Raw genomic sequence first — 24,795 nt, 5'->3', positions numbered from 1 at the left:
GGGTCGTCCGGCTGCACGGCGGAGCCCCCCGCCTGCGGGGCGAGGGGCTCTGGGTGGGTGCGGCGGCGCGGGTGGCGCCGGGGCGTTTCAGATCGCGTAGTCGGCGATCACCCAGGTGGCGAATTCGCGCCACTGGGCGGCAGCCGCCTGGTGGGCGGGATGCTCCAGGTAGCGCTTGAGGGCGTCGGTGTCGGCGACGGCCGAGTTGATCGCGAAGTCGTAGGCGATCGGGCGGTCGGTGATGTTCCAGGCGCACTCCCAGAACGTCAGCTCCGGGATCTCCTTCTCCAGCGCGGCGAAGGCCCGGACGCCGGCCTGCACCCGCTCCTCGTCGCGCGAGACGCCCTCGTTGAGCTTGAACAGGACCAGGTGGCGGATCACAGCGACCTCCGTACGGCGGGACGATGCGCAGCCGGTCCGGTGGGCCGACTGGGACCTAGCTGACCAGCTGGGTCATGAACTCGCCGACGCTCTGCGCGGCCGACGAGATGCCCTCGAAGCCTATCTGGACGAGGCCGGCGGCCCGTTTGGGGGTGGCGATGATCGTCCAGAGCACGAAGATGACGACCAGGTACAACGCGACCTTCTTCGCTGTCGCCATCAGTTCCGTCTCCCCTGCGGCAGGTCCCTGCGCCCTACGGCGTTTCCCCGCGACCCCCCTGGCCCCGGTGGCCGCCCCGGTTGCCGGTGCGGTCGGGCGAGTGTAACCACACGTGTTCGACCGGGCGAGGCGGTACACCCCGTCCGGCCCTGTCCTTCACACGGGCCTTATGGACCAAAGGCCCTCCAAGGAGGGCCCTTTGCCCGGCTGTTGGGACGGCCCGCGGGAGGCAGGATGGGTCATGAGGCCACCGCGGGTCTGGCAGGAATCCGCGGGGCCCCGGGACCAGTGCCCCACTGCGGGGTCCGTGCCGCGCGCCCCCTGACAGCGCGGCGTGGACTCGGGGCCCGGTCCTCATCGGGGGAGGCGGCTCCAACCCCCTGGCCCGCCTCCCCCGGCCACACCCCCGCGCGCCGGGCGCGCGCACTGGTCCGGGCCGTTCTCCGGCAACCTCAGGACCGTTCTTCTCGTCCCTCTTCCCGTAAGGCATCCCCGTAGGTCGCGGGTCACCTCATGTACGCGACAATCGGCCGGCACGGAGCGCGGGCCGGCCCGCGGCGGCCGACCGCCGTGGCACCGGCCCGCGCGGAACGACGAGAGGAAGACCGGGGGCTCCCGCGATGAGCATCGACTGGAACCGACGTACCTGCGCGCGGCGCGGGCACATCACCTACCGTCCGCACGAGGCGCATCTGGAGGCGAAGCTGCACGCCAGTACCGCCCTGGGCGCGGCCTGGCGCTGTCTGCGCTGCGGCGACTTCGTGCTCGGCGAGCCGCACGGCTCCGGGCCGGCCGCCGGCGCCCCGCTGGTCCCGCGCGGCAAGGTGCTGCGGGACCTGTTCCTCCTGCGGTTCCTGGCCGTGGAGCGGGCGCTGCGCGGGGTGTTCGTGGTGCTGGCGGCGCTCGCCGTGTGGCAGTTCAGCAACAGCCAGGACGCGGTCCGCCAGTTCTTCGACAAGAACCTGGACGTGGTCCGCCCGATCGCCGTCCACTTCCACTACGACCTGGACCACTCCCCGATCGTCGACACCATCCGGAAGACCTTCGGCTACAAGCACTCCACCCTGATGGTGGTGGCCGCGCTCCTGCTGGCGTACGCGCTGGTGGAGATCGTCGAGGGCGTCGGACTGTGGATGTCCAAGCGCTGGGCGGAGTACCTGGCGGTGGTGGCGACCGCCGCGTTCCTGCCGCTGGAGATCTACGAGCTGACCGAGAAGGTCAGCTGGCTCAAGATCGCCACCCTGGTCATCAACATCCTCGCGGTGCTCTACATCGCCATCGGCAAGCGGTTGTTCGGGCTGCGGGGCGGCCGCGCGGCCTTCGACGAGGAGCGCCGGAGCGCCTCCCTGCTGGAGGTCGAGACGTCCGCCGGAATGCCCACACCCGCCCATAATGGCTGAACGCACCGTACGAGGGGGAAAGCGAATCCCATGCGACTCACGTTCATGAACTCCGCGCACCGGCAGTCCGGTTCGCCGCACGCACCCGGCCGCCGGGCCGTGGCCCGCCGCCGCCCGATGGTCGTGCTGGCCCTGCTGTTCGGCATGTTGGCCGCGGCCGCCGGTCCGGCCGCCGCCGCCGGACTGGCCGAGGCCGCCGCGGCCCGCCCCGCCGCCGTGACCGCCGCGCAGGCCGCGCCGGGCGCCGCACGCGTCGAGGCGGCCCCCGCGGCCGCCCTGAAGTGGCGGCACAGCACGCACAGCAGCAGCTACCACCACGTCACGCAGCAGGCGGCCTTCACGTCCCACGACAAGCCGAAGAAGAAGATGGGCTTCTTCAAGAAGCTCGGTATCTTCCTGATCGTGATCATCGTGGTGATCATCGTCATCGTGATCCTGCTGATCTGGATGATCGTGCACTTCATCCGGAAGGCTTTCCGCCGTCGGGGCTGACGGATCAGGTCCGTTTTCCGCGCCTTGCGCGCACCGCGGGGGCGGTCGGAGTCCACACCGGACTCCGGCCGCCCCCGTTTTCCGCCGTCGGCCCGGCAACTGCCGCCTGCCGCCGCCCCTGCGCGCCGCCGCCCTCCCAACGGGCCGACGCGGGACCGGCCGTACGCCCGCCACCGCGGCACGGTCGCCCACGCCCTGGCGCCAAGGCCCTTGATATTCCCTCCGCTTGCCACGGCGGGCGCCCCCGGCCCGCTCGCCGAGCCCGCCGGCGACAACGCAAAACCGCCCCCGACCTGCTCGCGCAGATCGGAGGCGGTTCTCAAGAGCGGTAGCGGAGGGATTTGAACCCTCGGTGACTTGCGCCACACTCGCTTTCGAGGTTTGTTCGTGCTGGTCAGGGTCCAATCCGCGATCGTTCAGGCTTGTTCATCTCAGTACCCCCGTCCGTGGCGTGAACCGTCGTGAACGGCGCCGGACGGCGGTGAATGAGACGGAAACTGAGACGCGCCCGGCCATCGCTGACCGGGCGCGTTCGCCATTCTTGAGCGCGTGGCCGCGCCATTGCGGCCAGCCTGCTCACCACTGACGGAACGCCGCCGTGGCATCGTCGCCGGACTTGTAGGCGGGTGCTGCGCCCCTAAACGCGTCAGGGAGCTTTCACCTTTGCGCCACCCAGCCAGGCCGCTACCTCACGATCTCCACTGCCGTCCACTGGCGTACACCGCCGTTGATGTCAGCCGCTGATGTCACGCATCTCAGAACGCGTCGGCGAACACTCTGAAGCGGCGGACTCGGGCACCCCGCTCTCCCTCGAAGCACTGCGACGGGCCGATGCGATCGGATACGCGACCGCCAGCACGCCGGATGCCGTCGCAATCGGGGTGGCGACTGCCGGGAACAGATAGGCGAGGACCACAACTCCGAGGGCAAGAGCCCCGAACCCTGCCAATCTACGAAACCCGCTGCTTCCCAGGGGCCACACGCGCCCACCCGAGATCGGCTCATCCTCCGCGCCCTCACGGCCGGATGTTGTTTCCCCGGGACAGCTAGGTAGTGTCATAAGAGACCTTCCTTGCGCTACGAGTTAGGTCGGGGCGGCTCCCGTTGCAGCGGGGGCCGCCTTTTTGCGGCCACGCCAACCCCTTGGACCAATCGTGACACCAAGTCAGGTCGTCACCAATTCGCTTATCCACAACCCCTGTGGATAACTTGAGATTACCTGAGGATAAACGAAGATGACCTGTGGGTAAAATGGTGGAAGGGTCTGTGGATAGATCCACAATGTGCGACCCTCATGACTCCTGACCTGCGGATTCCGGACTCACAGGTTGTGGCGCAGAAAAACATCGACTTTCGCGACAAGAACTGCCGGATCCGGAGACGGAATGAAGAATTCCGGCAGGATTGACATCGCATGTAATAGGCATACGGCACCCTGGCCCATTACCGACTTCTTGAGTGCCCACCCTATGGTGTTGGTGCGTAAATAGCAGACGCCTGCGAGCTCAGCAGCGACTGCGGCCTGGAACTACGCCCCCTCAAGCGGCGGTGAGGGCCACCTGAACGCTGGTCCACGTAGGTTGCCGAGTCTCCATGACCGGCACTCACGCGGCCGCTCCCGAGTTTCTGCAGAGAGGGTCGCCCCGATTGTCAGTGACCTGCCGCGAGGTCTGCAGGGAACAGTCGTCGGCCGTCGTGAGCCCGCACCTGCGGCACCCCAGCGTCAAGCGCATCGAGGACGCGCACCGCGTACGCCTCCACCATGTGGCTCTCGACCTCTGCGCGGGTGAACCAGCGCACGTCCACCGATTCGTCCGACGTGCGCTCCTCGCCGCCGGCTGGCCGACAGCGGAAGACCAGGGCGACGACGCCTCGCTTCATGTTCTTGTAGACGCCGGTCAGACGCTCCGTCTTGACCTCGATGCCGGTCTCTTCCAGGACCTCTCGGCAGGCGCCCTCCTCGGGGCGTTCGTCCAGTTCAAGGACGCCGCCCGGCGCTTCCCAGGCGCCGTTGTCAGCACGCTTGATCACGAGAACGCGACCATCCTCGCGGACCACCACTCCGGCCACCGAAACCGAGTGAAGCGACATTGACCGGCCCTCCCGGTTAGCGTTACTCATGTACAGGAGCATAGGAGGACTGAAGGACATGGGCACAGCAGCCTCTAGAGACTCAGGTCAGCCACGGTACCTACAGATCGCGGAAGACCTGGCTCAGCAGATCAGGTCCGGAGTCCTCCCTGCAGGAGTCAAAGTTCCCAGCGAGTCGGAGCTCATGGCCCGCTACTCCGTGTCGCAGGGCACGGCACGCAAGGCCGTGGCGGAGCTCCGGCCCACCGGCTTGATCGACACTCACCACGGCAAGGGCTCGTTCGTGAAGAGCCAGCCGCCGGTACGCCGTAAGTCGTCCGACCGTTTCCGCCGGTCCCACCGTAAGGCCGGCAAGGCGGCCTACCTCGCGGAGTCCGAGCAGGCCGGGAAGACCGCGGGCGTCACCGTGCTGTACGTCGGCCCCACCGAGGCACCGGAGGAGATCGCGGAACGGCTGGGCGTCATCACCGGCACGAAGGTGCTGGCGCGTCGGCGTCTGTACTTCAGCAACGGGACGCCCACGGAGGAGGCGACGTCGTACCTTCCGTGGGACATCGCCGAGGAGATCCCCGAGCTGCTCGCGGAGAACCCTGGGGGCGGCGGCATCTACGCCCGCCTGGAGGAGCACGGGCACATGCTGAAGGAGTTCACGGAGACCGTTCGGGCCCGGCTCGCGACGAAGCAGGAGACCGGCGCCCTGAGTCTGAGCCCCGGCTCGCCCGTGATCCATCTGGTCCGGAACGCGGAAAGTGAGGACGGCCGGGTGGTCGAGGTCTGCGACACCGTCATGGCCGCTGACCAGTTCGTTCTCGACTACCGCATCCCTGCCGGGGACTGACGCAGCCTCAACTCCTTCAGCCCGTCGCGATGAAAGCTCTCGCGGCGGGTTGACTCATGTACAGGAGTTGGGCATTCTCATGGCAGCAACTCCTGCACATAAGTACATGAGTGCAGGAGTTCAGGGGTCATCTGCCCCGTGCATTGCCTGCCTGGACGCCTTCACCGGCGCCCGGGTGCACCACCCAGGAGCCCCGCAGCGGACGGGGGGAGGCGGCCCGGCGCCTTGTCATTCACCGGAGGGCTTAGACCGAAAGGTCACGTCTCCATATGCCTGAAACGGGAGCTCGCTCCCGAAGGAGACACCGCATCACCGCCCCGATGGTCGTAGGCAGGGTTCGACTCCCTGCCGGGGTGATCGGCCGACCGCTTCTTGCGGCTTCGGCCCTTTCTGCCCGGCGCGGCGGCACTCCCGGACAAGGACAGCTCGCCGCGCCTGGTCTCTCTATCCCGACGCAGTCAGGAGTTCTTCCATGACCGAGCGCACGATCCCTCTGGACGTCATCGGCCCGATCGCCCTGGACCTGGCGATGAACTCGGGCAGCATCCGCGTCGCCGTCGACCCGGCGCTGAAGCAGGCGCGGGTGGTGCTGAAGACCAACGCCACCTCGGGTCCGTCGGCTGACGCGATCCGCGACACCGCCGTCAGCCTGAACGGGCAGAACCTCAGGGTTCGCGTCCCGGACGCGGCCGGCGGCGTGAGCGGCAGTACCACCATCCGCATGGGCGGCAGCACCATGACGTTCTCCGGCGGCAGTGGCGTGCAGATCGTCGGCGGCAATGTCTACGTTTCCGGCAACGGGGGCGGCAAGGTCTTCATCAACGGCCGCGAGGTCACCGCCACCGGCCCGGCCGGCGACGCGGTCACCCCGATCACCGCCGAAGTCCACCTGCCCGCCAAGTCGGTGGCGCTGATCAGCACGCACACCGCCGACACCGTCATCACGGGCACGCTGGCGCGGCTGGAGTACGACGGCACCTCCGGCTCCCTGGTCGCTGACCGCGTCGGGGACCTGGACGTCACAGCTACCAGCGGCAGCGTCATCGTCAACGAGGTCACTGGCCCGCTGGACGCCAACCTGACCTCCGGCAACCTCGGCATCGGCGCGTACAGCGGCCACGCCGCCCGGCTGAACCTCACCTCCGGCAACGTCCGCATGGCCGCGACGGAGCAGGCCACCGGCCGCCTCACGGTCAACGCCACCTCGGGCTGCGCGCGCATCACGGGCGCCTCGCACCTGAACGTCCGCCGCCGGGCCACCAGCGGCTACGTCCAGATCAGCTAGCACCCGCCCCGCGCCGCCCACCCCTTTCTCTTCGGACAGGAGTCCGCCACCGTGCACGCTGCCACGTTCGCCGCTGTTTTCATCGCCCTGTACGTCGCCCACAGCGTGGGTGACCACTGGGTGCAGACCTCGCACCAGTCCGCACACAAGGGCCGTCCCGGTTGGGTCGGCCGCCTCGCGGACGCCCGGCACGTCGCCACCCTGACACTCACCAAGCTCGCCGTCCTCATCCCGGCCGCCGCGCTGCTGGGGCTGCACCTGTCGCTGCTCGGCATCGTCGCCGGGCTCATCGTCGACGCCGTCACGCACTGGTGGGCCGACCGGCGCACCACGCTCGCGTGGCTGGCCAAGGTGACCGGCAAGGGCGAGTTCTACCGGCTCGGTGCCCCGCGCGCCGGCCACGACGACAACCCGCACATCGGCACCGGCGCGTACGCGCTTGACCAGTCCTTCCACCACCTGTGGCTGCTGGTCGCCGCGCTGGTCATCGCCACCGTCTGACCTCTGATTCTTCGTGGGGCGGTCGCACTCCCGGACAAGGACAGCCGACCGCCCCGCGCCATCCCGACGTACCTGACAAGGAGAGATCCACCATGCGCATGCGCACTTTCGTCGCCGGTCAAGAAGCCGCAGACGAGAACGAGTTCGTGGAACTGGCCCTCGGCATCGACGTCGACCTGTTCCGTGGCCCGCTGGAGCAGGAGACGACCGAGGAGCGGCGCGCTCGCCGGGACGTGGCTCGCGAGGTGCTGCGGGACCTGCGGGAGTCGGCGGACGCCGGTGACGAGGTCGCCGGTTGGGACGCCCTGTACGCCGACGCGCTGGCCCACACGGTGCCGTTCGTGCGGGCCGCTCGCGGCCAGCGGGCGGGGACAGGGGCAGCGGCATGAGCGACACGACCGTACGCCTCGATTCCCTCCCTGAGGCGGCCGTGGCGTTGCTGCGCGCGGTCTATGACGCGCTGGACATCCCCCTGCCGGACACGACCGCCGCAGACCAACGCGCCTACGACACGCTCCTGCATCGCCGGTCGGTAGATGCGCGGGTCATCCTCGATGGTGTCCTCCACGAGGACCACATGGTGGGGCTCGCCGCCGAGGTGTTGCGCGAGTGGACGGCGCGTCGGCCGGTGACCTACACCCCGTGGACTGATGACGGGGGTGCGTCGTGAGGGCCAAGACGGTGCTGCCCGCCGTGGCGATGACGGCGGTGTCGATGGTGCTCACCTTGGCCGTGGTGGTGATGTGGCTGGGCACGGCGATGCCGTGGATGGTCGCGCTGGTCGTAGGTCTTGGCATCGACGGCGGTTGGCTGGCCACCCTCGCCTACGAGCGGCGGCTCGCCGCGCAGGGCGACCACTCCACCCCCGTCACGGTCGTCGGCTGGGCGTTCGGCGCGGTGGCGACCGGCGTCCTGGTCGCCCACGCGCTCACCAACTCGTCGTCCGCCGCGTGGCTGGCGGTCTCCTGGCTCCCCCTCGCTGCCAAGGCCCTGTGGCTCGTCCATGGGCTGTGGGAGCGCACGGCCCTGACCCCGAGGGCGCTGGAGTCGATCCGGGGCATCCAGCAGGAGGCCCGGGACGAAGCGGCCGTGGCGCGCGCCCGGCTCCGGGCTGAAGCGGCTACGGAGGAGACCCGACTGACGGCCGTGACGGGGGCCGGGGCACGCGTCGCACGCGTCCAGGCCGCGACCGCCGTGACGCTGTCCAAGGCGTGGTCGACGCTGGAGACGGCGCGGGCGGGAGAGGAGACCGGCAAGGCGCTGACCAGCGTGACGACCCCCGTCACGGTCGGCGTCACACCCCGCTGGGAGCTACCCGTGTGGGGTCCCTTCGAGCCGGTCCAGGCGCCCGCCTTGGACGCGGCACCGGCGCTCACTGATGACGAGCTGGACGCGTTGGTCGACGAGATCCGTCACAGCGAGGTCCCCGCCCTGTCCTACAACAAGATGTCCGCCCGGTTCCGGGCGGCTGGGCACTCCGCTTCTGAGGTTCGCTTGCGTGCCGCGTGGAAGCGCGTGGCCGCGTGATGGGTGCGCTGCCGGTGTTCCGGTGGCGTCTTGCCCCGGATGGCTACGCCACGCGCCGCCAACTGCGCGCCCGTGGCCTGCGGCCCGGGGGGCAGCAGGTGGCGGCGCAGCTCGAACGGCCGCGCCGCCGCCGGCCCCCGCTGGTCGCCTACCTCTACCGGGTCGACTTGGCAAAGCCTGCCCGCCCGATGACGCCCGCCCGGTGGGCGGCGCTGGCCAAGGCCAACCGTGCTCGTCGTATCTGCCCGCAGTGCCGCGCTGAAGCGGGCTACGTGATCCCTCCCTCGCTGGGCGCCTGCGTGCCCTGCGCCTTCCCCGACCCTTCCCGTGCCGTGAGGAGTGCCTGATGGGCAAGCCCGACACCCGTCGCCTGGACAAGGCGATACAGCAGACCACCCGCAAGCTCGAAGCTGTCCGCAACCGAGAGTTGTGGCCGCTGGAGGGGCGCGAGCGCCGCGCCGTGCTGGGCGCCCTCGCCTCCGGCTCTTACAGCACGCACCGGGGCAACGGCGTCGGCCGCGCTGAACGCAAGCTGGACACCGCTTGGACGAGTGCCGAGACCCGGCTCGTCAGCGAACTCGCCGCCCTGAACACCGAGCGGCAGCGCGTGGTCAACGAGGCAGCCGCCGACCGCGCGGCGAAGAAGTCCTCGGGGTGGTGGTGAGCGTGTTCCAGGCTGGAGACATCGTGCACATCGTCGCCTGTGAGGACGACCCCCGCGCCGTGGGCCGACGCGGCCGGGTCATCGATGAAGTCCCGCCGGGTCCGCTCACTGAAGGCCGGTGGACCGTCCACGGCGCCGGCCTGCTGATCGGCCCCTTGCTCTGCCACACGCACGAACTACGCAAGGTCAGCGCCCGACGCTAGCCCCCGCGCTGCCTTCCTGCGGCGCGGGGCTCCCCACGTGATGGGTTGAGCCCCGCGCCGCTCCCGCACACCTCCCGCCCTGATCAGGGCAGTTCAGGAGATCCTGTCGTGAGCAGCAACGTCGTTCGCCTGCACAAAGACCCCACCCCCGCCCCCGAGCGCGAAACGGCCCCCGTGACCACGCTGACCGTGGTCCCCGACCAGCCCGCCGCGCCCCCGGTCCCCCTGTGGGTGCGCTCCGGTCGTGCCCTCAAGACGGCCGTCACGCACGAGAACACGCGCACGGCCGCGCGCGGGGTGGCCCGGCACTCCTTGTACGTCGCTGGTGGCACGCGGATCGTGGCGCGCCGGGCGTGGGACGGTCGCACTGCCGCCCGCTACGAGCGCTACATGCGCACGGCGGAAGCCGCGGGGAACATCGAGGCGGCCGCCGAGTGGGAGGAGCGCGGGCAGCGCTTCCGCGAGGCCCGCCACCGGCGCCGCATGGACCTTCTTCACTCCCCGGTCGACGCTGCCAAGAGCGTCCTGGTCGGCACTGGCATGGGCGTCGGTGGCCTGGTCGCCCTCGGGATCGTCCTCGCCATCGCCAACAAGGACATCGCCGACGTCATCACCCCCATCAAGGCGGTGATCGACTTCATTGCCCTGATGATCACCATCGTTCGGGTGGTGTGGCCCTACGCGATCACCCTCGGGCCACTGTTCGCCCTGCTGGGGCTTTGGGCTGTGGGCCAGCATCAGCAGGCCGCCCCCGCGTGGGCGCTTCCCGCCAACGTCCGTTCCAGCGAGGGTGAGCCGATCACCCCGTCGATCGTGGTCAAGGCACTGCGGGACATCGGGGTGCCCGCGCTGCGCAACGCCATCAAGGAGATGGGCGACTCCGGCGCCTCGATGCTCGGCCCGATCACCATCGCCGGGTGCGGCGTCGAAGTCGACGTCACCCTGCCTTCCGGGGTGTCGACGAACGAGGTGCAGCAGCGCCGCCGCAAGCTCGCGGAGAACCTGAGCCGGCACGAGCACGAGGTGTTCATCACCATCCCGCAGGCGGCCCGCACGGTCCGGCTCTGGGTCGCCGACTCCGGTGCGCTCGATGAACCGATCGGGCCGTCGCCGCTTGTCACCGACGAGACGCTGACCGCCGACTACGCCAAGGGTCGCGCCCCCTGGGGTCAGGATCTGCGCGGGGACGCGGCCGCGCTGAGCCTGTATCAGCGCCACCTGCTCATCACGGGCCTGTCCAACCAGGGCAAGACCGTCGCCTTGCGCTCCCTCGCCCTGTGGCTGGCGCTGGACCGGTCGGTGCAGTTCCTCATGGGTGACCTCAAGGGCGTGGGCGACTGGAACATGTTCGACGGGCTCGCCACGACTCTGATCCAGGGCCCGACGGATGAGCACGTGATCCAGGTGACCGAGATGGTCGAGGGCGCGGTGGACGAGATGAACCGCCGCATCCAGGCGCCGCCCGGCACCGTGTTCCCGCCGCTGATCGTGCTGGTCGACGAAGCGCAGGTGGCGTTCATGTGCCCGGCCAAGGACGCCGAGAAGCGCCCGTACGGCGGGTCGAAGGCCAACTCCCGGTACTTCATGGCCGTCCGGAAGATCCACAACCAGGGGCGGGCCGTGAACGTCCTGATGTGGCAGGGCACCCAGGACCCGACCAACGAGAACCTTCCCAAGCTGGTCCGCGAGGGCGCCCACACTCGCGCCTCCCTCGCCCTGGGCACCGAGTCGCAAGCCCGCATGGCCTTGGGGGACAAGGCCGTTGACGGGGGCGCGGCACCGAACCTGCTGCGTCCGGGGCTGGACCGGGGAACCCTGGTCGTCGCCTCCGATGGCATCACCATCCCGGCCGGACAGTCCTCCATCACGGTGCGCACGCACTACATCGACGACGACGGAGCCGAGAACATCACCGACCGGGCCAAGGCCCTGCGTGATGGCGTCACCACCCTGCACGCCATCGCACGGGACGATGAGCACGATCCGCTCGCCGACATCGCCGCCGTTGTCGGCGACGCGCCCCGCGTGCGGACCAAGGACGTGCTGGCGCGGCTCGCCACGCGGAACGCGAACGCCTACGGCGGCTGGTCGTTCATCGACCTCAAGCGCGTCCTGGACGCCGCCGACGCGGAGCCGTACAAGTCCGACGGCGTCATGGTCGTCGCCCGCGACCGCGTCACCCGTGCCCTCGCCAACCGCGACGGAGATGGTTCCGCTTCCACCGCTGGATGACAGGGAGCGCACCGCCGACGGGTCAGGGAGACAGGGAGAACTCCCTGACCGCCTCCCTGACCCACCTCCCTGGATCTGACCTGCGCAAATGATCGTTCAGGGAGTCAGGGAGGCGCGCAGGTCAGGACGCCCGAAACCCCCTCCACAGCGCCCCCGGCAGGGGGTGTCTCTGCCTCCCTGGCCCTGCGCCGGAAGGGATTCCGCATGTACCCCGAGCATGCCCGCCGCCCGCCTGCCGAGTGGGCCGTGGAAGTCCACCAGCCCACCCCCATCACCCCCACCGTCATGCCGCCGGCACCGCTCGTCCCCATCCAGCCGGACGCTTTCCCGGCCGTGGCGAGCATCGCGCTGCCCGACGGCCGCGTCGTCACCGGCTACGCCCTCGAACCCACCAAGCCCGAACTCGTCACGGCCAAGCCGCCGGTCTCCCGCGCGGCGGTGAACATCGCTCTCGGGGGCATCGGGTTCGGCGCGGTGTGCGGCGGGCTGTTCCTGCTGACCACGTTCATCGCGGCGCTGACCGCGCTCATCACACAGCTCATCACGCTCGCCGCCATCTGCTTCGGCGGGTTCGTCGCGGTCCAGATCTTCAAGCCCAACGACGCCAAGAGCGGGACCACGTTCCACATCCGCAAGGCCGTCTTCAAGCGCAACCACTTCAACGGCTGACAGGAGACCAATCACCCATGCTTCGACTCCGTATCAAGGTCACCGGCTGGACCCAGCGGGCGCTGATCCTGACCGACACGCCCCGCCCCGACTGCCACGGCGACGGTGGCACCGCTCACGACTTTGGCGACCACAACGGCGAGTACGCCGGCACCGAGTGGGAGCCCTGCGCCTGCTGGAACGAAGACCGGCGCTGGCTCTTGATGCCGCTGCCGCGCCTGCCCCGGCGCCGTCGCGACCCCGAACGTGACCCGTGGGGCGTCGGCGGCTACAGCGACGAACCGCCCTTCTAGCTATGCCCGAGGGCGGCGGCTCCCGGACAAGGACAGCCCACCGCCCTCGGTCTCCGTATCCCGACGTAGCAGAACAGGAGACCTACAGCATGCCTCATGACGCCCGTGCCGCGCTGCTGCGCACGGCACTGGAAGCCGCCGAACGCGGCTGGCACGTCTTCCCGATCCGCCCCCGCATGAAGCGTCCCCCGGCCCTGCACGGCACCGACGCCTGTACCGGCACCGGCCCCTGCATGAGTGGCCACCTCGGGTGGGAGCAGCGTGCCACCACCGACCCCGACCGCATCCGTGCCGCTTGGGCGCAGGCTCCGTTCAACGTCGGTATCGCCACCGGCCCCTCCGGGCTGGTCGTCGTCGACCTCGACAAGCCCAAAACCACAAGCATCAAGGGCAGTTCGGACGCGCCTAGCGGCGCGGAGACCTTCACGGCGCTCTGCGAGCGCGCCGGGCACGCCGTCCCCGACACCTACCGGGTGCGGACCGCGAGCGGCGGGGAGCACCTGTACTTCACCGCCCCGGACGGCGTCCGGCTGACCAACACGGCCCGCACCATCGGGGAGTTGATCGACACCCGAGCGTGGGGCGGCTACGTCGTAGCGGCAGGCAGCATGACCACGGCCGGACCGTACGAGCCTCTGCGCGGCCCTGTGGCCGCTTCTCTGCCCGCGTGGCTGCAACACATCCTCGAACCGGCCCCCAAGCCGTCACGGGCCCCCTCAGTGGCCGTATCGGGCCAATCCGGCCGATACGCGGACGTAGCGCTTGCCAACGAAGCCGCGAACGTGGCCCGCGCCGCTGAGGGCGAGCGCGAGGCGACCTTGTTCCGGGCGGCGCGCGCCCTGGGGCGGTTCGTCGCGTGGGGCGACCTTCCCCGGCACGTGGTGGAGCAGGCTCTTCAGGAGGGGGGCGAGAAGGGCGGACTCACCCCGGCCGAGTGCCGCTCCACCCTCCGCAGCGCTCTGAACTGGTCGATCGCCCACAACCAGACCAGGCGGAACGCGGCATGAACACCCCGCCCCGCCCCCCACTGAAGAGCATCACGCACACCCCACCCCGACCGCGCCCCGCCGAACCAGCGGCACCGCGCCCGGTCGTGGGCGAGCCGAAAGGCGCCGCCCGCAAGGGCGCCCGAACTGCCCCTAGCCCTGACCCGCACGCGGGAGACGGCCGGTACCCCGTCGCGTGGCTGCACATCATGGCGCCGCGCGGTGCCACGCCCACGGTCACCTCGAAATGCCTGTGCGGCTGGGACCGCAGTGCCGTCGGTCAACGCCGCGTGCTGGCCCTGATCGAAGCCCACACCGCCCACCGCGCCACCTGCCCACTGCGCGCCACCCAGGAAGGGACCGAAGCCGCATGACCGCCACCATCGACGGGGCCACGCTGCTGGACGAGGTGGAGGCATTCCACCGCCGCTTCAACGTCTTCCCCCACGAAGCTGCCTACGTCGCCGTGACGCTGTGGGACGCGCACGCCCACCTGCTCGACTGCTTCGAGTCGACTCCGCGGCTGGCAATCCTGTCCCCCGAACCGGGGTCGGGGAAGTCGCGAGTGCTGGAGGTCGTCGAGACCTTGGTGCCGGCACCGATGACGGCCGTCAACGCGTCCGCCGCCGCCTTGTTCCGGTCGGTGTCCAACCCCAGCGGACGGCCCACGATCCTGTTCGACGAGATCGACACGATCTTCGGCCCGAAAGCGGGCGACAACGAGGAACTGCGCGGGTTCCTCAACGCTGGGCACCGTCGTACGGGTGTCACCTATCGGTGCATCGGCGACGGGGGCAACCAGACCGTCCAGGCGTTCCCCTCGTACTGCGCGGTGGCGGTCGCCGGACTCGGCAACCTGCCCGACACGATCATGACCCGCTCCGTCATCATCCGTATGCGCCGTCGGGCCAGGAACGAGAAGGTGGAAGCTTTCCGCGCCCGCATCCACGAGGCCGAGGGCCACAAGCTCCGTGACCGGCTGGCCCAATGGGCCGAACATGCCCGGGGGTTCGTGATGGGCGCGTGGCCGGACATGCCCGACGGCGTCACCGACCGACCGGCGGACGTGTGGGAACCCCTGCTCGCCATCGCCGACGCGGCCGGCGGCAACTGGCCCGAGCGGGCACGGGAAGCCTGCGTGGCGCTGGTGACCGCGTCCAAGGCCAACGACAAGGGCAGCCTGGGCATCCGGCTGCTGGCCGACCTGCGGGACCACGTCATGGTCGGCATCGACCGCCTGCCCACCGTCGCCATCCTGGACCGGCTCAACGCCCTGGACGATGCCCCCTGGGCGGACCTCCACGGCAAGCCGCTCGACAACCGGCGCCTGTCGCGGATGCTCGCGGAGTACATGACGGCCGACAACGAGCCCATCGCCTCCCGCAACATCAAGACCGCCGGGAGCGTCCTCAAGGGCTACTACGCCGCCGATCTGACGGACGCGTGGGCCCGCTACTGCCCCCCACCCCCGGAAAGTCCGCTACCTCCGCTACCCGACACGGAAAACACGGTCTGACCAGCAACAACGGGGTAGCGGCAACCGGACTTCCGGTCCGCTACCCCGCCGCTACCCATCCGCTACCGCTACCCCTTCCCGCTACCTCGCACAGGCCCCTGACCTGCGAGGTAGCGGAGGTAGCGGAAGTAGCGGACTTCCCGGGAAGGGGTGGGAGCCCCGCCCTTCCTCTCGCCGTGCAACGAAGGAGCATCGCGCGAATGGATACGGCTCAACTCGCTGAAGTCGTCGACACGACACTGGTGTTGCTGAGGGTGGAAGAAGCTGCCCGCCGCCTCCAGGTTGGTCGCACCGTCTGCTACCGGCTCATCAATTCCGGAGAGCTGGAATCCCTGATGGTCGGCGGACTCCGGCGCGTCCCCGCAGACGCCCCGGCCGCCTACCTCGCCCGCCGACGCGCCGAGCAGCGCGCAGCCTGACCTACTCATCACCGGAGCGCCGCCCCTCCATGGGGCGGCGCTCTGACGTTTCCACTCCCCAACCTGAAGGAGTCCCGCCCATGGCGGACGACAAGAAGCGCACCCGGCGAGCCAACGGTGAATCCTCCATCTACCTGGGCAAGGACGGGAAGTGGCACGGCCGCGTTACCGTCGGAGTACGGGACGACGGCAAGCCCGACCGCCGCCATGTCGAGCGCAAGACCCGAACCGAGGTGGTGAGGGCCGTCCGTGAACTGGAACGGGAACGCGACGCCAAGACCATCCGCAAGGCCGGTCGGCCCTGGACGGTCAAGACGTGGCTGACGCACTGGGTCGAGAGCATCGCGCCGCTCGCCGTCAACGAGAACACGATGGTCGGCTACGGCGTAGCCGTGCGGAAGCACTTGATTCCGGCGCTTGGCGCCCACCGGCTCGACAAGCTCAAGCCAGAGCACATCGAGCACTTCTACGGGCGCATGAAGATCGACGGCCGCAAGGCCGGGACCATCCACCAGATCCATCGGACGTTCCGTACCGCGCTCAACGAGGCGGTACGGCGTGGCCACCTCGGACGGAATCCCGTCCAGCTCGCTAAGGCGCCCCGGGTGAGCGAAGAGGAGGTGGAGCCGTACACCGTCGAGGAGGTGCAGCGGCTGCTGCGTACGGCGGACTGCCGCCGGAACTCTGCACGTTGGGCCGTGGCACTCGCCCTCGGACTCCGGCAGGGCGAAGCGCTCGGTCTCAAGTGGGCGGACGTGGACCTTGAACGTGGTGTGCTGATGGTCCGTCGGAGCCGCCGCCGGCCGCGATACGCCCACGGGTGCAGCGATAGCTGCGGCAAGAAGGCCGGGTACTGCCCGCAGCGTCAGCGGACCAATCCGGAGACTGCCGACACGAAATCCCGTGCGGGGCGCCGAGCAGTCGGACTGCCCGCACAACTTGTGGACCTGCTCCGGACGCACCAGACCAAGCAGCAGGCCGAACGCGTAGTGGCCGGGGACGACTGGTCGGAAGAGGGCTGGCTCTTCGCGACGCTGACCGGCCGGGGCACGTCACCCCGTACGGACTACGACGACTGGAAGGAGTTGCTCAGCGCTGCGAAGGTGCGGGACGGCCGGCTGCACGACGCCCGGCACACCGCGGCGACGGTCCTGCTGATCCTCGGAGTCTCTGAACGGGCCGTCATGGGGCTCATGGGATGGTCCACCACAGCCATGGCCGCGCGATACCAGCACATGGTCGATTCCGTCCGCAGCGATGTCGCCCGCCAGGTTGACGGACTCATCTGGAAGCCGGGAGGCGGTCCGGGTGACGATGACGACGGGCTTGCTGGAGCGCTCGTACCGGCCAACTGAGACGGGAACTGAGACGGAAAGCGATGAGGCGCCCGATCCAAAGGACCGGGCGCCTCATCCACCTGCGGTAGCGGAGGGATTTGAACCCTCGGTGACTTGCGCCACACTCGCTTTCGAGGCGAGCTCCTTCGGCCGCTCGGACACGCTACCGAGAGAGAGCTTAGCCCAAAGGGCCCCGTGCGCCGAAATCGGAGGGCGGGACGGGCGTCGCGCGGCGGTCAGCGGTCGCGGAAGAACGCGGTGAGGAGGGCGGCGCAGTCGGGCTCCAGAACGCCGGTGATGACCTCGGGGCGGTGGTTGAGGCGGCGGTCGCGGACCACGTCCCACAGCGAGCCGACGGCGCCGGCCTTGGCGTCGCGGGCGCCGTAGACGACCCGGTCGACGCGGGAGAGGACGATCGCGCCGGCGCACATCGTGCAGGGTTCGAGGGTGACGACGAGGGTGCAGCCGGTCAGGCGCCATTCCCCCGCCCGTCGCCCCTCACCACCCTGGCCGGAACGGCTGGGCGATGCTTGCTTCCGCAGGGTCTCGGCGGCGGCGCGCAGGGCGAGGACCTCGGCGTGCGCGGTGGGGTCGCCGGTGGCCTCGCGTTCGTTGTGGCCGGTGCCCAGGACCGTGCCGTCCGCGGACAGCACGACGGCGCCCACCGGGACGTCACCGGTCCCGGGGGCGCGGGCGGCCTCCACCAGGGCCCGACGCATCGGCGCGATCCAGGGGGCGCGCAGCGGGTCGGGGGCGGCGGAGGAGAGCGGGGCGGATGGGGGGACGGTCATGTCCCCAGTGTCGGGGACGTGGCCGGGGGCCGGGCCCAGGGGCGGAACGTGGGCCCGGCGGGGCTCAGCGCACGGCTTCCAGCAGGTCCGTGCAGCCGAGGGCGTCGGCGATCGCGCCGAGCGCGTCGCCGTCGAGGGTGAGCAGTTCCTTCTCCGTGACGCCGAGGTCGCCGAGCAGCCCGGCGTCGCCGAGCGGGCCGCTCACCATGGCCGTCTCGGCATCGTCGTCGAGGTCGTGGTCCGCTTCGGGTTCGCCGTCCTCGGTGCCGTCCAGGTCGAGGCTGTCGAGTTCGTCGCCAGCGCTGTCGTCGCGGCCGAGGAGTTCGTCGGTCAACATCGTGCCGTACGAGCTCCTGGCGGCCACCGCGGCGTTGGAGACGAAGACCCTGGGGTCCTCCTCGCCGTCGACCCGGATGATGCCGAACCAGGCGTCCTCCTGCTCGATGAGGACCACCACCGTGTCGTCTTCGACCGCTGCCTCTCGGGCCAGGTCGGCCAGATCGGTCAGCGTTTCCACATCGTCGAGCTCTGTATCGCTCGCTTCCCACCCGTCTTCGGTGCGCGCGAGCAGTGCGGCGAAGTACACCGTGACTCTCCCACTGGTCAGGGGCGTGCCGGGCCGGGCGGGGCGGCGCTGCACGCCGCTGCTTCCCGCCCCTTCGGAATCGTGGCAGAAACATCGCGTCCGCGCGCCGTCTTCGACGCTGCGTCGTGCGGACGTTGTGAGAGATGTCGCTCACGTGCCGGAGCGTGGGCGGTGCGCGACGGGCGCCGGGGCCCCGCGGCTCGGTTACTGTCGATGTCATGCGGATCCATGTCGTCGACCACCCGCTGGTGGCGCACAAACTCACCACTCTGCGCGACAAGCGCACCGACTCCCCGACTTTCCGGCGGCTCGCCGACGAGCTGGTCACCCTGCTCGCCTACGAGGCCACCCGTGATGTGCGCACCGAGCAGGTCGACATCGAGACGCCGGTGACGGCGACCACCGGCGTGCGGCTGTCCCACCCCCGCCCCATGGTCGTGCCGATCCTGCGGGCCGGTCTGGGGATGCTCGACGGCATGGTCCGGCTGCTGCCCACCGCCGAGGTCGGCTTCATGGGCATGGTCCGCAACGAGGAGACCTACGAGGCGCACACGTACGCCACGCGGATGCCCGACGACCTGTCGGGTCGACAGGTGTACGTCGTCGACCCGATGCTGGCCACCGGCGGCACGCTGGTCGCGGCGATCAGGGAACTCATCAAGCGCGGGGCGGACGACGTCACCGCGATCTGTCTGCTGGCCGCGCCCGAGGGCGTCGAGGTCATGGAGCGCGAGCTGGCCGGCACGCCGGTCACGGTGGTCACCGCCGCCGTCGACGAGCACCTCAACGCGGACCGCTACATCGTCCCGGGCCTGGGCGACGCGGGCGACCGGATGTACGGCACCGCCGGCTGAGGCACCCCTTCCCGGCGTGCCACGGGGCCCCGCACCACGAATCTGGTGCGGGGCCCCGTGGTGTGCTCAGCACGTGGCGGTGGCCGGGGGCTGGGTCGGGCGGGTCAGCAGGGACAGGGCCGCGGTGGCCTCCTGCGGGGTGGCGAGGGCCTTGAAGCCGCCGCCGATGATCAGGTCGAGGTCGGCGGTCTGCCGGCCGTCGGTCTTCAGTTGGGCTCCGGCCAGCTGGGTGGCCAGCACCTTCAGCGGGCCGACGGTGGCGGCCGTGGGGCCGATCAGTATGCCGGTGCCGTTGACCTTCTTGTCGTAGGCGGCAGGGGCGTTGCCCACCTTGCCGATCTTGAAGCCGCGCTTTTGGAGTTCGTCGGCGGTGCGCTTGGCGAGTCCGGCGCGCTCGGTGGCGTTGTAGACGTTGACGGTCAGGGACGCCGGGGCGGGCGGCTTGGCGGCGGGCGGGGCGGCGCTCGCGCGGCCGGCGGTGCCGGACGGGCAATGTCTCTTGTCCTGCGCGGCCTGGGCCGTACTGCCCTTGCCGCCGAAGACGTCGATGAGCTGCAGGGTTCCCCAGCCGACCAGCCCCAGGGCGCAGGCGCCGGCCACGATGCCGAGGACGATGCGACGACGGTGACGGGGACGGCGCATCCGCGGATACCTGTCGCCTTTGATGCGGTATTTACCGCCCATGCCGGGAGGCGTCAGCATGCTCATGGCCGCAGCGTAGTGCCGGGCGTGTGCCGTGCCTACTAGATGATCAGTGCGTTGTGTGTGGGAAACCCGAGTGGGCCAATTCAGCTGGCGTCCACGCCGGTGGTCGGGGTGGACGCGGGCGGCGGCCGGCCGTCAGCCGAGTTCGAGGACGCGGGCGTGCAGCACCTGGCGCTGCTGGAGCGCAGCGCGGACCGCCCGGTGCAGGCCGTCCTCCAGATACAGGTCACCCTGCCACTTCACGACGTGCGCGAAGAGGTCGCCGTAGAACGTGGAGTCCTCGGCGAGCAGCGTTTCGAGGTCGAGCTGCTGCTTGGTGGTCACCAACTGGTCGAGGCGTACCGGGCGCGGGGCGACGTCCGCCCACTGGCGGGTGCTCTCCCGGCCGTGGTCCGGGTACGGCCGCCCATTTCCGATGCGCTTGAAGATCACACGGAAAGCCTACCGGGCTGGGGGCACCGGGCGCAGCCAGGAGGCGGTGGAGCAAACGAGATCAATCGCGGCAATTTCGGATCATTGGTGGGTGATGAGCTGGCTGATACGGCACGAACGGGCTATCGCTCGCTCGTCCGGTCGCGGTGGTCGCGCGGCGCGGCGGGCCCGATCGGCTCACCACCGCACGGCGTCCGCCAGGCTCGGCTGCCAGTACGTGACCGCGGCGGTGTCTGGATCCACCCGGACCGGGCCGCGGCCGTCGACGCCGACCTGCGCGGGGGTGGTGCGCTCGGCCAGTGCGACCCCGAACTGGGACGCCTTTTCGGCCGTGCTGCGCGGGGCGCTCCGGCCGCCCGGCCCGCCGGGTTGGGTGTCGGTGAGCACCACGGCGTAGGCGGTGCCGTCGGGCGGCAGCGCGACGGGGGCGTGCGGCCGGCTGTACGGGAGGGGCGGGACCGGGCCCGGGCGGTGGTCGCCGAAGTGCAGCAGGGGGTAGGGCTGGGCGGCGAAGGTGCAGGTGCGGTCCGAGATGTTGGTGACGGTCAGCAGCATGTGGCGGGCGCGGTGCGGCTCGGCGCCGGCGTGGAAGCGCAGCATCTCGGGGGTACAGGCGTCCCGGGCGCGGGGGTCGGGGCCGGAGGGCGGGGACGGGGCGGGGGAGGCGGCGCGCAGGGGGAGGGCGGCGCGGTAGCCGCCGCCGTCCTGGCAGGCGGTGAGCGACAGGGCGGTGGCGGCCAGGAGGGCGGCGGCGAGGGTGCGGGCGCGGCGGGCGGCGTCGGTGCGGCGGGGCGGGGACGGGGACGCAGGGGCGGGCCGGAAGGGCATGGGCACGATTCTCGGGCACGGGGGGACGGGGCGGGCAAGGGTCGGTCAGCGAACGCTGGGCGTCGCTTTCCCGGTCGGCGGGGGCGGGGCGGACGCGGACGGCGTCGGGGTGGCGCTGCGGCCCGGCCAGCCGGTCGGGTGCGCGCTGGGCACGGGGGGCGCGGTGCGGTGCGGCGGGCGGCCGGAGGGGGTGCCCGGGCGGGTGCGGGTGGCGCCGGGGGCGGTGTCCGGGGACGGGTCGGGGACGGACGGGGTCGGGGTCGGGGTGCTGGTGTCCGGGGCGGGCGTGGCGGGGCTCGGCGGGGACGCGGGCAGCGGGCGGGCCGGCGGGCGCTCGGGGGCGGTGGCGAGGTGCGCGGCCAGGGCGAGGGCGGCGGCGCCCGCCGCGGCGGCCAGCGGCAGGACGAGGCGGCGCGGCCGGAACCGGCTGAGGAAGGCGGGCCGGGGGAGGCGGGCGCGGCGCAGGTGGGGGCCGGGGGGCGCCGCCGGGCGGAGGTCGTGGGCGTCGACGGCGTCGGCGCGGGCCGCGAGGGCGCGGCGCAGTCGGTCCTCGACGGGCCGTTGCGGGGCGGTGTCCCAGGGGGCGGGGTCGCGGGTGCTCAAGACCGTTCCTCCAGGATCTTCTCCAGCGCGTCCAGGGCGCGGCTGGCCAGGGACTTCACCGCGCCGCGGCTGATGCCCAGGGTCGCGGCGATCTGCGCTTCGGTGAGGTCGCCCCAGTAGCGCAGGACCAGGACCTCGCGGCGGCGCGCGGTGAGCCCGCCGAGCGCGGCGAAGACCTCGCGGTGTTCCTCGTCGAGGACCACCCGCTCCTCGGCGGACGGCGCGGCGGCCTCGTGCGGCGGGGTGTAGTCGCGGGCGGTGCGGCGGCGGCGCAGCACCGAGCGGGCGGCGTTGACCACCGCGGTGCGCAGGTAGGCGAGGGCGTTGTCGACCTCGCCGAGCTGTTCGCCGTGGCGTTTGTAGAGGGCGGCGAACGCGTCCTGGACGACGTCCTCGGCGGTGGCCCGGTCGTCGACGAGGAGGACGGCCAGCCGGACCATGTTCAGCCGGTGGGCGTGGTAGAGCTCGGTGAGGGTGGGGCGGTGCGGTTCCGGGGGCGGCGCGCCGTCCCGTTCGTAGGTCAACTCCCCTGAGGGAAGCGGGAGTTGATGGAGGGGCGCGGGGTGGCGGGGCGGCGACTCGCGGCGGACGGTGCGCAGCAGCCGGCGCCAGGCGGCAGGCCGGAGCCCCGGCAGGGCGAACCGTGCCGGGGCCGGGTGCGGGGCGTAGTGGGCCATCGTTCCTCGGGCGGACCGGGGCGGGGTCAGGCGCGGTTCCGGCGGACCGCGTAGAGCGCGCCGCCGCCCGCGAGCATCAGGGCCGCCGCGCCGCCGCCCAGGGCGAGGGTGGTCGCCGAGGAGGCGCCGGTCTTGGCGAGCTGCTTGCCCTGGCCGCCGTCCGGGGCCGGTGCGGGGCGGCTGCCGGGGTGGCTGGGGACGGGGCTCGGCCGGTCGCCGGGCGAGGACGGGGTGGCGGTCGGCCGGTGGCCGGCGGGGTGGGTCGGGACCGGCGAGGGGGTGGCGCCGTGGCCGGGCGGCAGGGTGGGGGAGGGGACGGGGGAGGCGCTGTGGCCCGGGGGGTTGGTCGGGGCCGGCGACGGCGTGGCGCTGGCGGCCGGGCCCGAGGAGGCGGTGGCGGCCTGGGCGGTACCGGCCGTCGCGACGGTGGTGAGCGCTATCGCGGCGAGCAGTCCGGCACCGGCCGAACGGCTCAGGCGGTGGCGGACGGTACGGGAGGTGCGCGCGGTACGGGAGGGGTTCACGGTCGGCTGCTCCAGTTCGTCAACGGGTGGCGCCCGAGGGCGCCCTCACCCGAGACGACGTGCGGCCTGGGGCGGGGTTGCCGCCCGGCGCGAAAAACTTATCCGCGGGCCGCCGGCGCTCCCGCGACCGTATCCGGTGGCCGGGTGGGGTCCGGTGCCCCGGGCCCCGGGCGGGGCTGCCGCCGCATGTCAGCCGGCCGCCGCGGGCCGGGGCACGGCGGCGGGCGCCTCCGCCGTCCCGGAGGCGGGCGCGCAGACGTCGTCCGGGCCGTGCACCGCCCAGGCCGGGAACGGGTCCTCGGCCGCGGTGGGCGCCGGCTCGCCGGGGTCGAGCAGGCAGGCGGCGAGGGCGGCGCGCAGCGGCTCCGGGCGCAGGCCGGTGCCGATGAACACGAGTTCCTGGCCGGACGGGCCGAGCGGCTCGTCGGGGGCGCCGGCGGTCCCGTCGGTGGTGTCGTCGGCGTCCGTCCCGGACGGTTCGAAGCGGGCGACCGTGCCCGCCTGGGACCACAGTCCGGTGATGCCGGGCCGGGTGGCGAGGCGGAAGAAGCCCTTGGAGCGGAGCACGTCGCCGTAGTCGCCGCTGTCCATCCGCTCGGTGACGAACCGCCAGAGGCGGCCCGGGTGGAAGGGGCGGTCGGCCCGGAAGACGGTGCTGGAGATGCCGTACTCCTCGGTCTCCGGGACGTGGTCGCCGTTGAGCTCCCGCACCCAGCCGGGCGCCTGCTGGGCGCGTTCGAGGTCGAAGCGGCCGGTGCCCAGGACCTCGGCGAGCGGCACCCGGCCGCGCCGGGCGGGGACGACCCGGGCGGCCGGGTTGAGGCGGGCGAGGGTGGCGCGCAGGCGGGCGGCGGTGGCCGGGTCCACCAGGTCGGTCTTGTTCAGGACGAGGACGTCGGCGAACTCGATCTGGTCCATGAGGAGGTCGCTGACCGTGCGTTCGTCGTCCTCGTACTGGTCCAGGCCGCGCTCGACCAGCGCGTCGCCGCCGGCCAGTTCGGGCAGGAAGTTGGCCGCGTCCACGACCGTGACCATGGTGTCCAGGCGTGCCAGGTCGCCCAGGGTGGCGCCGTCGTCGCGCGGGAAGGCGAAGGTGGCGGCGACCGGCATCGGCTCGGAGATCCCGCTGGACTCGATCAGCAGGTAGTCGAAGCGGCCGGTCCGGGCCAGCCGGTCGACCTCCGTCAGCAGGTCGTCGCGGAGGGTGCAGCAGATGCACCCGTTGGTCATCTCGACCAGCCGTTCCTCGGTGCGGGAGAGCGCCGCCCCGCCGCCGCGGACCAGCGCGGCGTCGATGTTGACCTCGCTCATGTCGTTGACGATCACTGCGACCCGCAGGCCCTCCCGGTTGCCCAGGATGTGGTTGAGCAGGGTGGTCTTGCCCGCGCCCAGGAAGCCGGAGAGCACGGTGACGGGCAGCCGGGGGTGGGTCATGGCCCGGTCAGCCCTTCGGGTCGAGCAGGCCGAGCCGGTACGCCTTCACCAGGTGCTGCGGCACCTGGTACACGACGCCGTCCAGGGTGAGCGGCACCAGCCGCGGGGCGCTGGCCTTCCACTGGGCGCGGCGGTGGCGGGTGTTGCTGCGGGAGAGCTTGCGCTTGGGTACGGCCATGGTGGCGGGCCTCCGGGAGTCGGGTGGGTGACGGTCGGGACGGAGGCTATATGGAAATGGCTACCATTTCCAAGTAGAGTGTTGGTGCGGTGCCTAGGGGTCACGGCACGCGAAACGCCCGGGGCGGCC

At 71.3% G+C, this 24,795-nt stretch carries 33 protein-coding genes and 1 tRNA gene; 20 read left to right on the top strand and 14 right to left on the bottom strand.

The window, feature by feature from the left end:
• Positions 1-87: 87 nt before the first annotated feature.
• Positions 88-381: a Dabb family protein gene (locus MOV08_RS20210; RefSeq protein WP_067348790.1), complete on the bottom strand. Its 294-nt coding sequence runs from the start codon at positions 379-381 to the stop codon at positions 88-90.
• Positions 382-436: 55 nt separating this feature from the next.
• Entirely contained in the window at positions 437-601 is a 165-nt protein-coding gene (locus MOV08_RS20205; RefSeq protein ID WP_167390733.1) for a hypothetical protein, read from the bottom strand.
• A gap of 620 nt (positions 602-1,221) precedes the next feature.
• On the opposite strand from MOV08_RS20205, the gene MOV08_RS20200 reads away from it, so the two are divergent.
• Both MOV08_RS20200 and MOV08_RS20195 read left to right on the top strand, forming a co-directional pair.
• Positions 1,222-2,001: a DUF2127 domain-containing protein gene (locus MOV08_RS20200; RefSeq protein WP_039634441.1), complete on the top strand. Its 780-nt coding sequence runs from the start codon at positions 1,222-1,224 to the stop codon at positions 1,999-2,001.
• 30 nt (positions 2,002-2,031) lie between these two features.
• On the top strand, positions 2,032-2,493 hold the full coding sequence (locus MOV08_RS20195) for a hypothetical protein (protein ID WP_275308423.1): 462 nt from the start codon (positions 2,032-2,034) through the stop codon (positions 2,491-2,493).
• Positions 2,494-4,143: 1,650 nt separating this feature from the next.
• On the opposite strand, the gene MOV08_RS20190 is transcribed toward MOV08_RS20195, so the two are convergent.
• The gene (locus tag MOV08_RS20190; RefSeq protein WP_275308422.1) at positions 4,144-4,626 is read right to left on the bottom strand and encodes an NUDIX hydrolase; all 483 of its coding nucleotides are present in this window, start codon (positions 4,624-4,626) and stop codon (positions 4,144-4,146) included.
• Between the two features lie 16 nt (positions 4,627-4,642).
• On the opposite strand from MOV08_RS20190, the gene MOV08_RS20185 reads away from it, so the two are divergent.
• The 17 genes from MOV08_RS20185 to MOV08_RS20105 all read left to right on the top strand — a co-directional run bounded on the left by MOV08_RS20185 (position 4,643) and on the right by MOV08_RS20105 (position 17,072).
• A complete protein-coding gene (locus tag MOV08_RS20185) occupies positions 4,643-5,422 on the top strand; it encodes a GntR family transcriptional regulator (RefSeq protein WP_275308421.1) in 780 nt (259 codons plus the stop codon).
• 472 nt (positions 5,423-5,894) lie between these two features.
• The gene (locus MOV08_RS20180; protein ID WP_275308420.1) at positions 5,895-6,707 is read left to right on the top strand and encodes a DUF4097 family beta strand repeat-containing protein; all 813 of its coding nucleotides are present in this window, start codon (positions 5,895-5,897) and stop codon (positions 6,705-6,707) included.
• 51 nt (positions 6,708-6,758) lie between these two features.
• Complete coding sequence (locus tag MOV08_RS20175) at positions 6,759-7,208, top strand: DUF3307 domain-containing protein (RefSeq protein WP_275308419.1); 450 nt, start codon at positions 6,759-6,761, stop codon at positions 7,206-7,208.
• Between the two features lie 98 nt (positions 7,209-7,306).
• On the top strand, positions 7,307-7,597 hold the full coding sequence (locus MOV08_RS20170) for a hypothetical protein (RefSeq protein ID WP_275311838.1): 291 nt from the start codon (positions 7,307-7,309) through the stop codon (positions 7,595-7,597).
• The gene (locus MOV08_RS20165; RefSeq protein ID WP_275308417.1) at positions 7,594-7,878 is read left to right on the top strand and encodes a hypothetical protein; all 285 of its coding nucleotides are present in this window, start codon (positions 7,594-7,596) and stop codon (positions 7,876-7,878) included. The genes MOV08_RS20170 and MOV08_RS20165 overlap by 4 nt, the downstream gene beginning before the upstream one ends.
• On the top strand, positions 7,875-8,735 hold the full coding sequence (locus MOV08_RS20160; RefSeq protein WP_275308415.1) for a protein spdB: 861 nt from the start codon (positions 7,875-7,877) through the stop codon (positions 8,733-8,735). The genes MOV08_RS20165 and MOV08_RS20160 overlap by 4 nt, the downstream gene beginning before the upstream one ends.
• Complete coding sequence (locus tag MOV08_RS20155; protein WP_275311837.1) at positions 8,735-9,082, top strand: RRQRL motif-containing zinc-binding protein; 348 nt, start codon at positions 8,735-8,737, stop codon at positions 9,080-9,082. Before MOV08_RS20160 ends, MOV08_RS20155 begins: the two co-directional genes overlap by 1 nt.
• Positions 9,082-9,399 carry a hypothetical protein gene (locus MOV08_RS20150; protein ID WP_275308413.1) on the top strand — a complete coding sequence of 106 codons (318 nt, stop codon included), beginning with the start codon at positions 9,082-9,084 and terminating at the stop codon, positions 9,397-9,399. The genes MOV08_RS20155 and MOV08_RS20150 overlap by 1 nt, the downstream gene beginning before the upstream one ends.
• Positions 9,400-9,401: 2 nt before the next feature.
• Positions 9,402-9,602, top strand: a complete 201-nt coding sequence (locus MOV08_RS20145; RefSeq protein WP_275308411.1) for a hypothetical protein — start codon at positions 9,402-9,404, stop codon at positions 9,600-9,602.
• A gap of 108 nt (positions 9,603-9,710) precedes the next feature.
• On the top strand, positions 9,711-11,834 hold the full coding sequence (locus tag MOV08_RS20140) for an FtsK/SpoIIIE domain-containing protein (RefSeq protein WP_275308410.1): 2,124 nt from the start codon (positions 9,711-9,713) through the stop codon (positions 11,832-11,834).
• 204 nt (positions 11,835-12,038) lie between these two features.
• Positions 12,039-12,503, top strand: coding sequence for a hypothetical protein (locus MOV08_RS20135; protein ID WP_275308409.1), 465 nt, complete (start codon positions 12,039-12,041; stop codon positions 12,501-12,503).
• Between the two features lie 17 nt (positions 12,504-12,520).
• Complete coding sequence (locus MOV08_RS20130; protein ID WP_275308407.1) at positions 12,521-12,796, top strand: hypothetical protein; 276 nt, start codon at positions 12,521-12,523, stop codon at positions 12,794-12,796.
• Between the two features lie 89 nt (positions 12,797-12,885).
• Entirely contained in the window at positions 12,886-13,803 is a 918-nt protein-coding gene (locus MOV08_RS20125; protein ID WP_275308406.1) for a bifunctional DNA primase/polymerase, read from the top strand.
• A gap of 188 nt (positions 13,804-13,991) precedes the next feature.
• Entirely contained in the window at positions 13,992-14,156 is a 165-nt protein-coding gene (locus MOV08_RS43855) for a hypothetical protein (protein ID WP_338057179.1), read from the top strand.
• Positions 14,153-15,298 (top strand): DUF3631 domain-containing protein, encoded by a 1,146-nt coding sequence (locus MOV08_RS20115; RefSeq protein WP_275308402.1) that lies wholly within the window; start codon positions 14,153-14,155, stop codon positions 15,296-15,298. The genes MOV08_RS43855 and MOV08_RS20115 overlap by 4 nt, the downstream gene beginning before the upstream one ends.
• A 200-nt stretch (positions 15,299-15,498) precedes the next feature.
• A complete protein-coding gene (locus MOV08_RS20110; RefSeq protein ID WP_275308400.1) occupies positions 15,499-15,717 on the top strand; it encodes an excisionase family DNA-binding protein in 219 nt (72 codons plus the stop codon).
• Between the two features lie 80 nt (positions 15,718-15,797).
• Positions 15,798-17,072: a tyrosine-type recombinase/integrase gene (locus MOV08_RS20105; protein WP_275308398.1), complete on the top strand. Its 1,275-nt coding sequence runs from the start codon at positions 15,798-15,800 to the stop codon at positions 17,070-17,072.
• Between the two features lie 65 nt (positions 17,073-17,137).
• Here MOV08_RS20105 and MOV08_RS20100 read toward each other — a convergent pair.
• The 3 genes from MOV08_RS20100 to MOV08_RS20090 all read right to left on the bottom strand — a co-directional run bounded on the left by MOV08_RS20100 (position 17,138) and on the right by MOV08_RS20090 (position 18,431).
• Positions 17,138-17,222 (bottom strand) — tRNA-Ser (locus MOV08_RS20100).
• A 68-nt stretch (positions 17,223-17,290) separates the two neighbouring features.
• Positions 17,291-17,845, bottom strand: a complete 555-nt coding sequence (locus tag MOV08_RS20095; protein ID WP_063777461.1) for a nucleoside deaminase — start codon at positions 17,843-17,845, stop codon at positions 17,291-17,293.
• 64 nt (positions 17,846-17,909) lie between these two features.
• A complete protein-coding gene (locus MOV08_RS20090) occupies positions 17,910-18,431 on the bottom strand; it encodes a tRNA adenosine deaminase-associated protein (protein ID WP_067348781.1) in 522 nt (173 codons plus the stop codon).
• 218 nt (positions 18,432-18,649) lie between these two features.
• Between MOV08_RS20090 and upp the strand changes: the two genes are divergently transcribed.
• The gene (gene upp / locus MOV08_RS20085; RefSeq protein WP_039634434.1) at positions 18,650-19,285 is read left to right on the top strand and encodes a uracil phosphoribosyltransferase; all 636 of its coding nucleotides are present in this window, start codon (positions 18,650-18,652) and stop codon (positions 19,283-19,285) included.
• 66 nt (positions 19,286-19,351) lie between these two features.
• On the opposite strand, the gene MOV08_RS20080 is transcribed toward upp, so the two are convergent.
• The 8 genes from MOV08_RS20080 to rpmF form a co-directional block, all read right to left on the bottom strand.
• Positions 19,352-19,993 (bottom strand): LytR C-terminal domain-containing protein, encoded by a 642-nt coding sequence (locus MOV08_RS20080; protein WP_275308396.1) that lies wholly within the window; start codon positions 19,991-19,993, stop codon positions 19,352-19,354.
• 132 nt (positions 19,994-20,125) lie between these two features.
• Positions 20,126-20,422 carry a type II toxin-antitoxin system VapB family antitoxin gene (locus MOV08_RS20075; protein WP_003986294.1) on the bottom strand — a complete coding sequence of 99 codons (297 nt, stop codon included), beginning with the start codon at positions 20,420-20,422 and terminating at the stop codon, positions 20,126-20,128.
• A 177-nt stretch (positions 20,423-20,599) separates the two neighbouring features.
• On the bottom strand, positions 20,600-21,250 hold the full coding sequence (locus MOV08_RS20070; protein WP_275308394.1) for a DUF4232 domain-containing protein: 651 nt from the start codon (positions 21,248-21,250) through the stop codon (positions 20,600-20,602).
• A 45-nt stretch (positions 21,251-21,295) separates the two neighbouring features.
• Positions 21,296-21,853, bottom strand: coding sequence for a hypothetical protein (locus tag MOV08_RS20065; RefSeq protein ID WP_275308393.1), 558 nt, complete (start codon positions 21,851-21,853; stop codon positions 21,296-21,298).
• On the bottom strand, positions 21,850-22,530 hold the full coding sequence (locus MOV08_RS20060; RefSeq protein ID WP_275308391.1) for an RNA polymerase sigma factor: 681 nt from the start codon (positions 22,528-22,530) through the stop codon (positions 21,850-21,852). Before MOV08_RS20060 ends, MOV08_RS20065 begins: the two co-directional genes overlap by 4 nt.
• Before the next feature lie 26 nt (positions 22,531-22,556).
• Positions 22,557-23,054 (bottom strand): LAETG motif-containing sortase-dependent surface protein, encoded by a 498-nt coding sequence (locus MOV08_RS20055; protein WP_275308389.1) that lies wholly within the window; start codon positions 23,052-23,054, stop codon positions 22,557-22,559.
• 189 nt (positions 23,055-23,243) lie between these two features.
• Complete coding sequence (locus MOV08_RS20050) at positions 23,244-24,488, bottom strand: GTP-binding protein (protein WP_275308388.1); 1,245 nt, start codon at positions 24,486-24,488, stop codon at positions 23,244-23,246.
• Between the two features lie 7 nt (positions 24,489-24,495).
• Positions 24,496-24,666, bottom strand: a complete 171-nt coding sequence (gene rpmF / locus MOV08_RS20045) for a 50S ribosomal protein L32 (protein ID WP_039634423.1) — start codon at positions 24,664-24,666, stop codon at positions 24,496-24,498.
• Positions 24,667-24,795: the final 129 nt, after the last annotated feature.

This window comes from Streptomyces yunnanensis (assembly GCF_029011865.1).
Lineage (GTDB): Bacteria > Actinomycetota > Actinomycetes > Streptomycetales > Streptomycetaceae > Streptomyces > Streptomyces yunnanensis.
Note: the sequence above shows the minus strand (reverse complement) of the source record. Positions and strands in the feature narration are given on the sequence as shown.

Bases quoted from the DNA above. Each gene is read 5' to 3' on its own strand.
- MOV08_RS43855 (WP_338057179.1), top strand. From the start codon at position 13,992: ATGGCGCCGCGCGGTGCCACGCCCACGGTCACCTCGAAATGCCTGTGC.
- MOV08_RS20110 (WP_275308400.1), top strand. From the start codon at position 15,499: ATGGATACGGCTCAACTCGCTGAAGTCGTCGACACGACACTGGTGTTG.
- MOV08_RS20125 (WP_275308406.1), top strand. From the start codon at position 12,886: ATGCCTCATGACGCCCGTGCCGCGCTGCTGCGCACGGCACTGGAAGCC.
- MOV08_RS20135 (WP_275308409.1), top strand. From the start codon at position 12,039: ATGTACCCCGAGCATGCCCGCCGCCCGCCTGCCGAGTGGGCCGTGGAA.
- MOV08_RS20070 (WP_275308394.1), bottom strand. From the start codon at position 21,250: ATGCCCTTCCGGCCCGCCCCTGCGTCCCCGTCCCCGCCCCGCCGCACC.
- MOV08_RS20170 (WP_275311838.1), top strand. From the start codon at position 7,307: ATGCGCACTTTCGTCGCCGGTCAAGAAGCCGCAGACGAGAACGAGTTC.
- MOV08_RS20060 (WP_275308391.1), bottom strand. From the start codon at position 22,530: ATGGCCCACTACGCCCCGCACCCGGCCCCGGCACGGTTCGCCCTGCCG.
- MOV08_RS20130 (WP_275308407.1), top strand. From the start codon at position 12,521: ATGCTTCGACTCCGTATCAAGGTCACCGGCTGGACCCAGCGGGCGCTG.
- MOV08_RS20200 (WP_039634441.1), top strand. From the start codon at position 1,222: ATGAGCATCGACTGGAACCGACGTACCTGCGCGCGGCGCGGGCACATC.
- MOV08_RS20165 (WP_275308417.1), top strand. From the start codon at position 7,594: ATGAGCGACACGACCGTACGCCTCGATTCCCTCCCTGAGGCGGCCGTG.
- MOV08_RS20150 (WP_275308413.1), top strand. From the start codon at position 9,082: ATGGGCAAGCCCGACACCCGTCGCCTGGACAAGGCGATACAGCAGACC.
- rpmF (WP_039634423.1), bottom strand. From the start codon at position 24,666: ATGGCCGTACCCAAGCGCAAGCTCTCCCGCAGCAACACCCGCCACCGC.
- MOV08_RS20105 (WP_275308398.1), top strand. From the start codon at position 15,798: ATGGCGGACGACAAGAAGCGCACCCGGCGAGCCAACGGTGAATCCTCC.
- MOV08_RS20050 (WP_275308388.1), bottom strand. From the start codon at position 24,488: ATGACCCACCCCCGGCTGCCCGTCACCGTGCTCTCCGGCTTCCTGGGC.
- MOV08_RS20205 (WP_167390733.1), bottom strand. From the start codon at position 601: ATGGCGACAGCGAAGAAGGTCGCGTTGTACCTGGTCGTCATCTTCGTG.
- MOV08_RS20080 (WP_275308396.1), bottom strand. From the start codon at position 19,993: ATGAGCATGCTGACGCCTCCCGGCATGGGCGGTAAATACCGCATCAAA.
- MOV08_RS20185 (WP_275308421.1), top strand. From the start codon at position 4,643: ATGGGCACAGCAGCCTCTAGAGACTCAGGTCAGCCACGGTACCTACAG.
- upp (WP_039634434.1), top strand. From the start codon at position 18,650: ATGCGGATCCATGTCGTCGACCACCCGCTGGTGGCGCACAAACTCACC.
- MOV08_RS20195 (WP_275308423.1), top strand. From the start codon at position 2,032: ATGCGACTCACGTTCATGAACTCCGCGCACCGGCAGTCCGGTTCGCCG.
- MOV08_RS20155 (WP_275311837.1), top strand. From the start codon at position 8,735: ATGGGTGCGCTGCCGGTGTTCCGGTGGCGTCTTGCCCCGGATGGCTAC.
- MOV08_RS20095 (WP_063777461.1), bottom strand. From the start codon at position 17,845: ATGACCGTCCCCCCATCCGCCCCGCTCTCCTCCGCCGCCCCCGACCCG.
- MOV08_RS20190 (WP_275308422.1), bottom strand. From the start codon at position 4,626: ATGCTCCTGTACATGAGTAACGCTAACCGGGAGGGCCGGTCAATGTCG.
- MOV08_RS20115 (WP_275308402.1), top strand. From the start codon at position 14,153: ATGACCGCCACCATCGACGGGGCCACGCTGCTGGACGAGGTGGAGGCA.
- MOV08_RS20180 (WP_275308420.1), top strand. From the start codon at position 5,895: ATGACCGAGCGCACGATCCCTCTGGACGTCATCGGCCCGATCGCCCTG.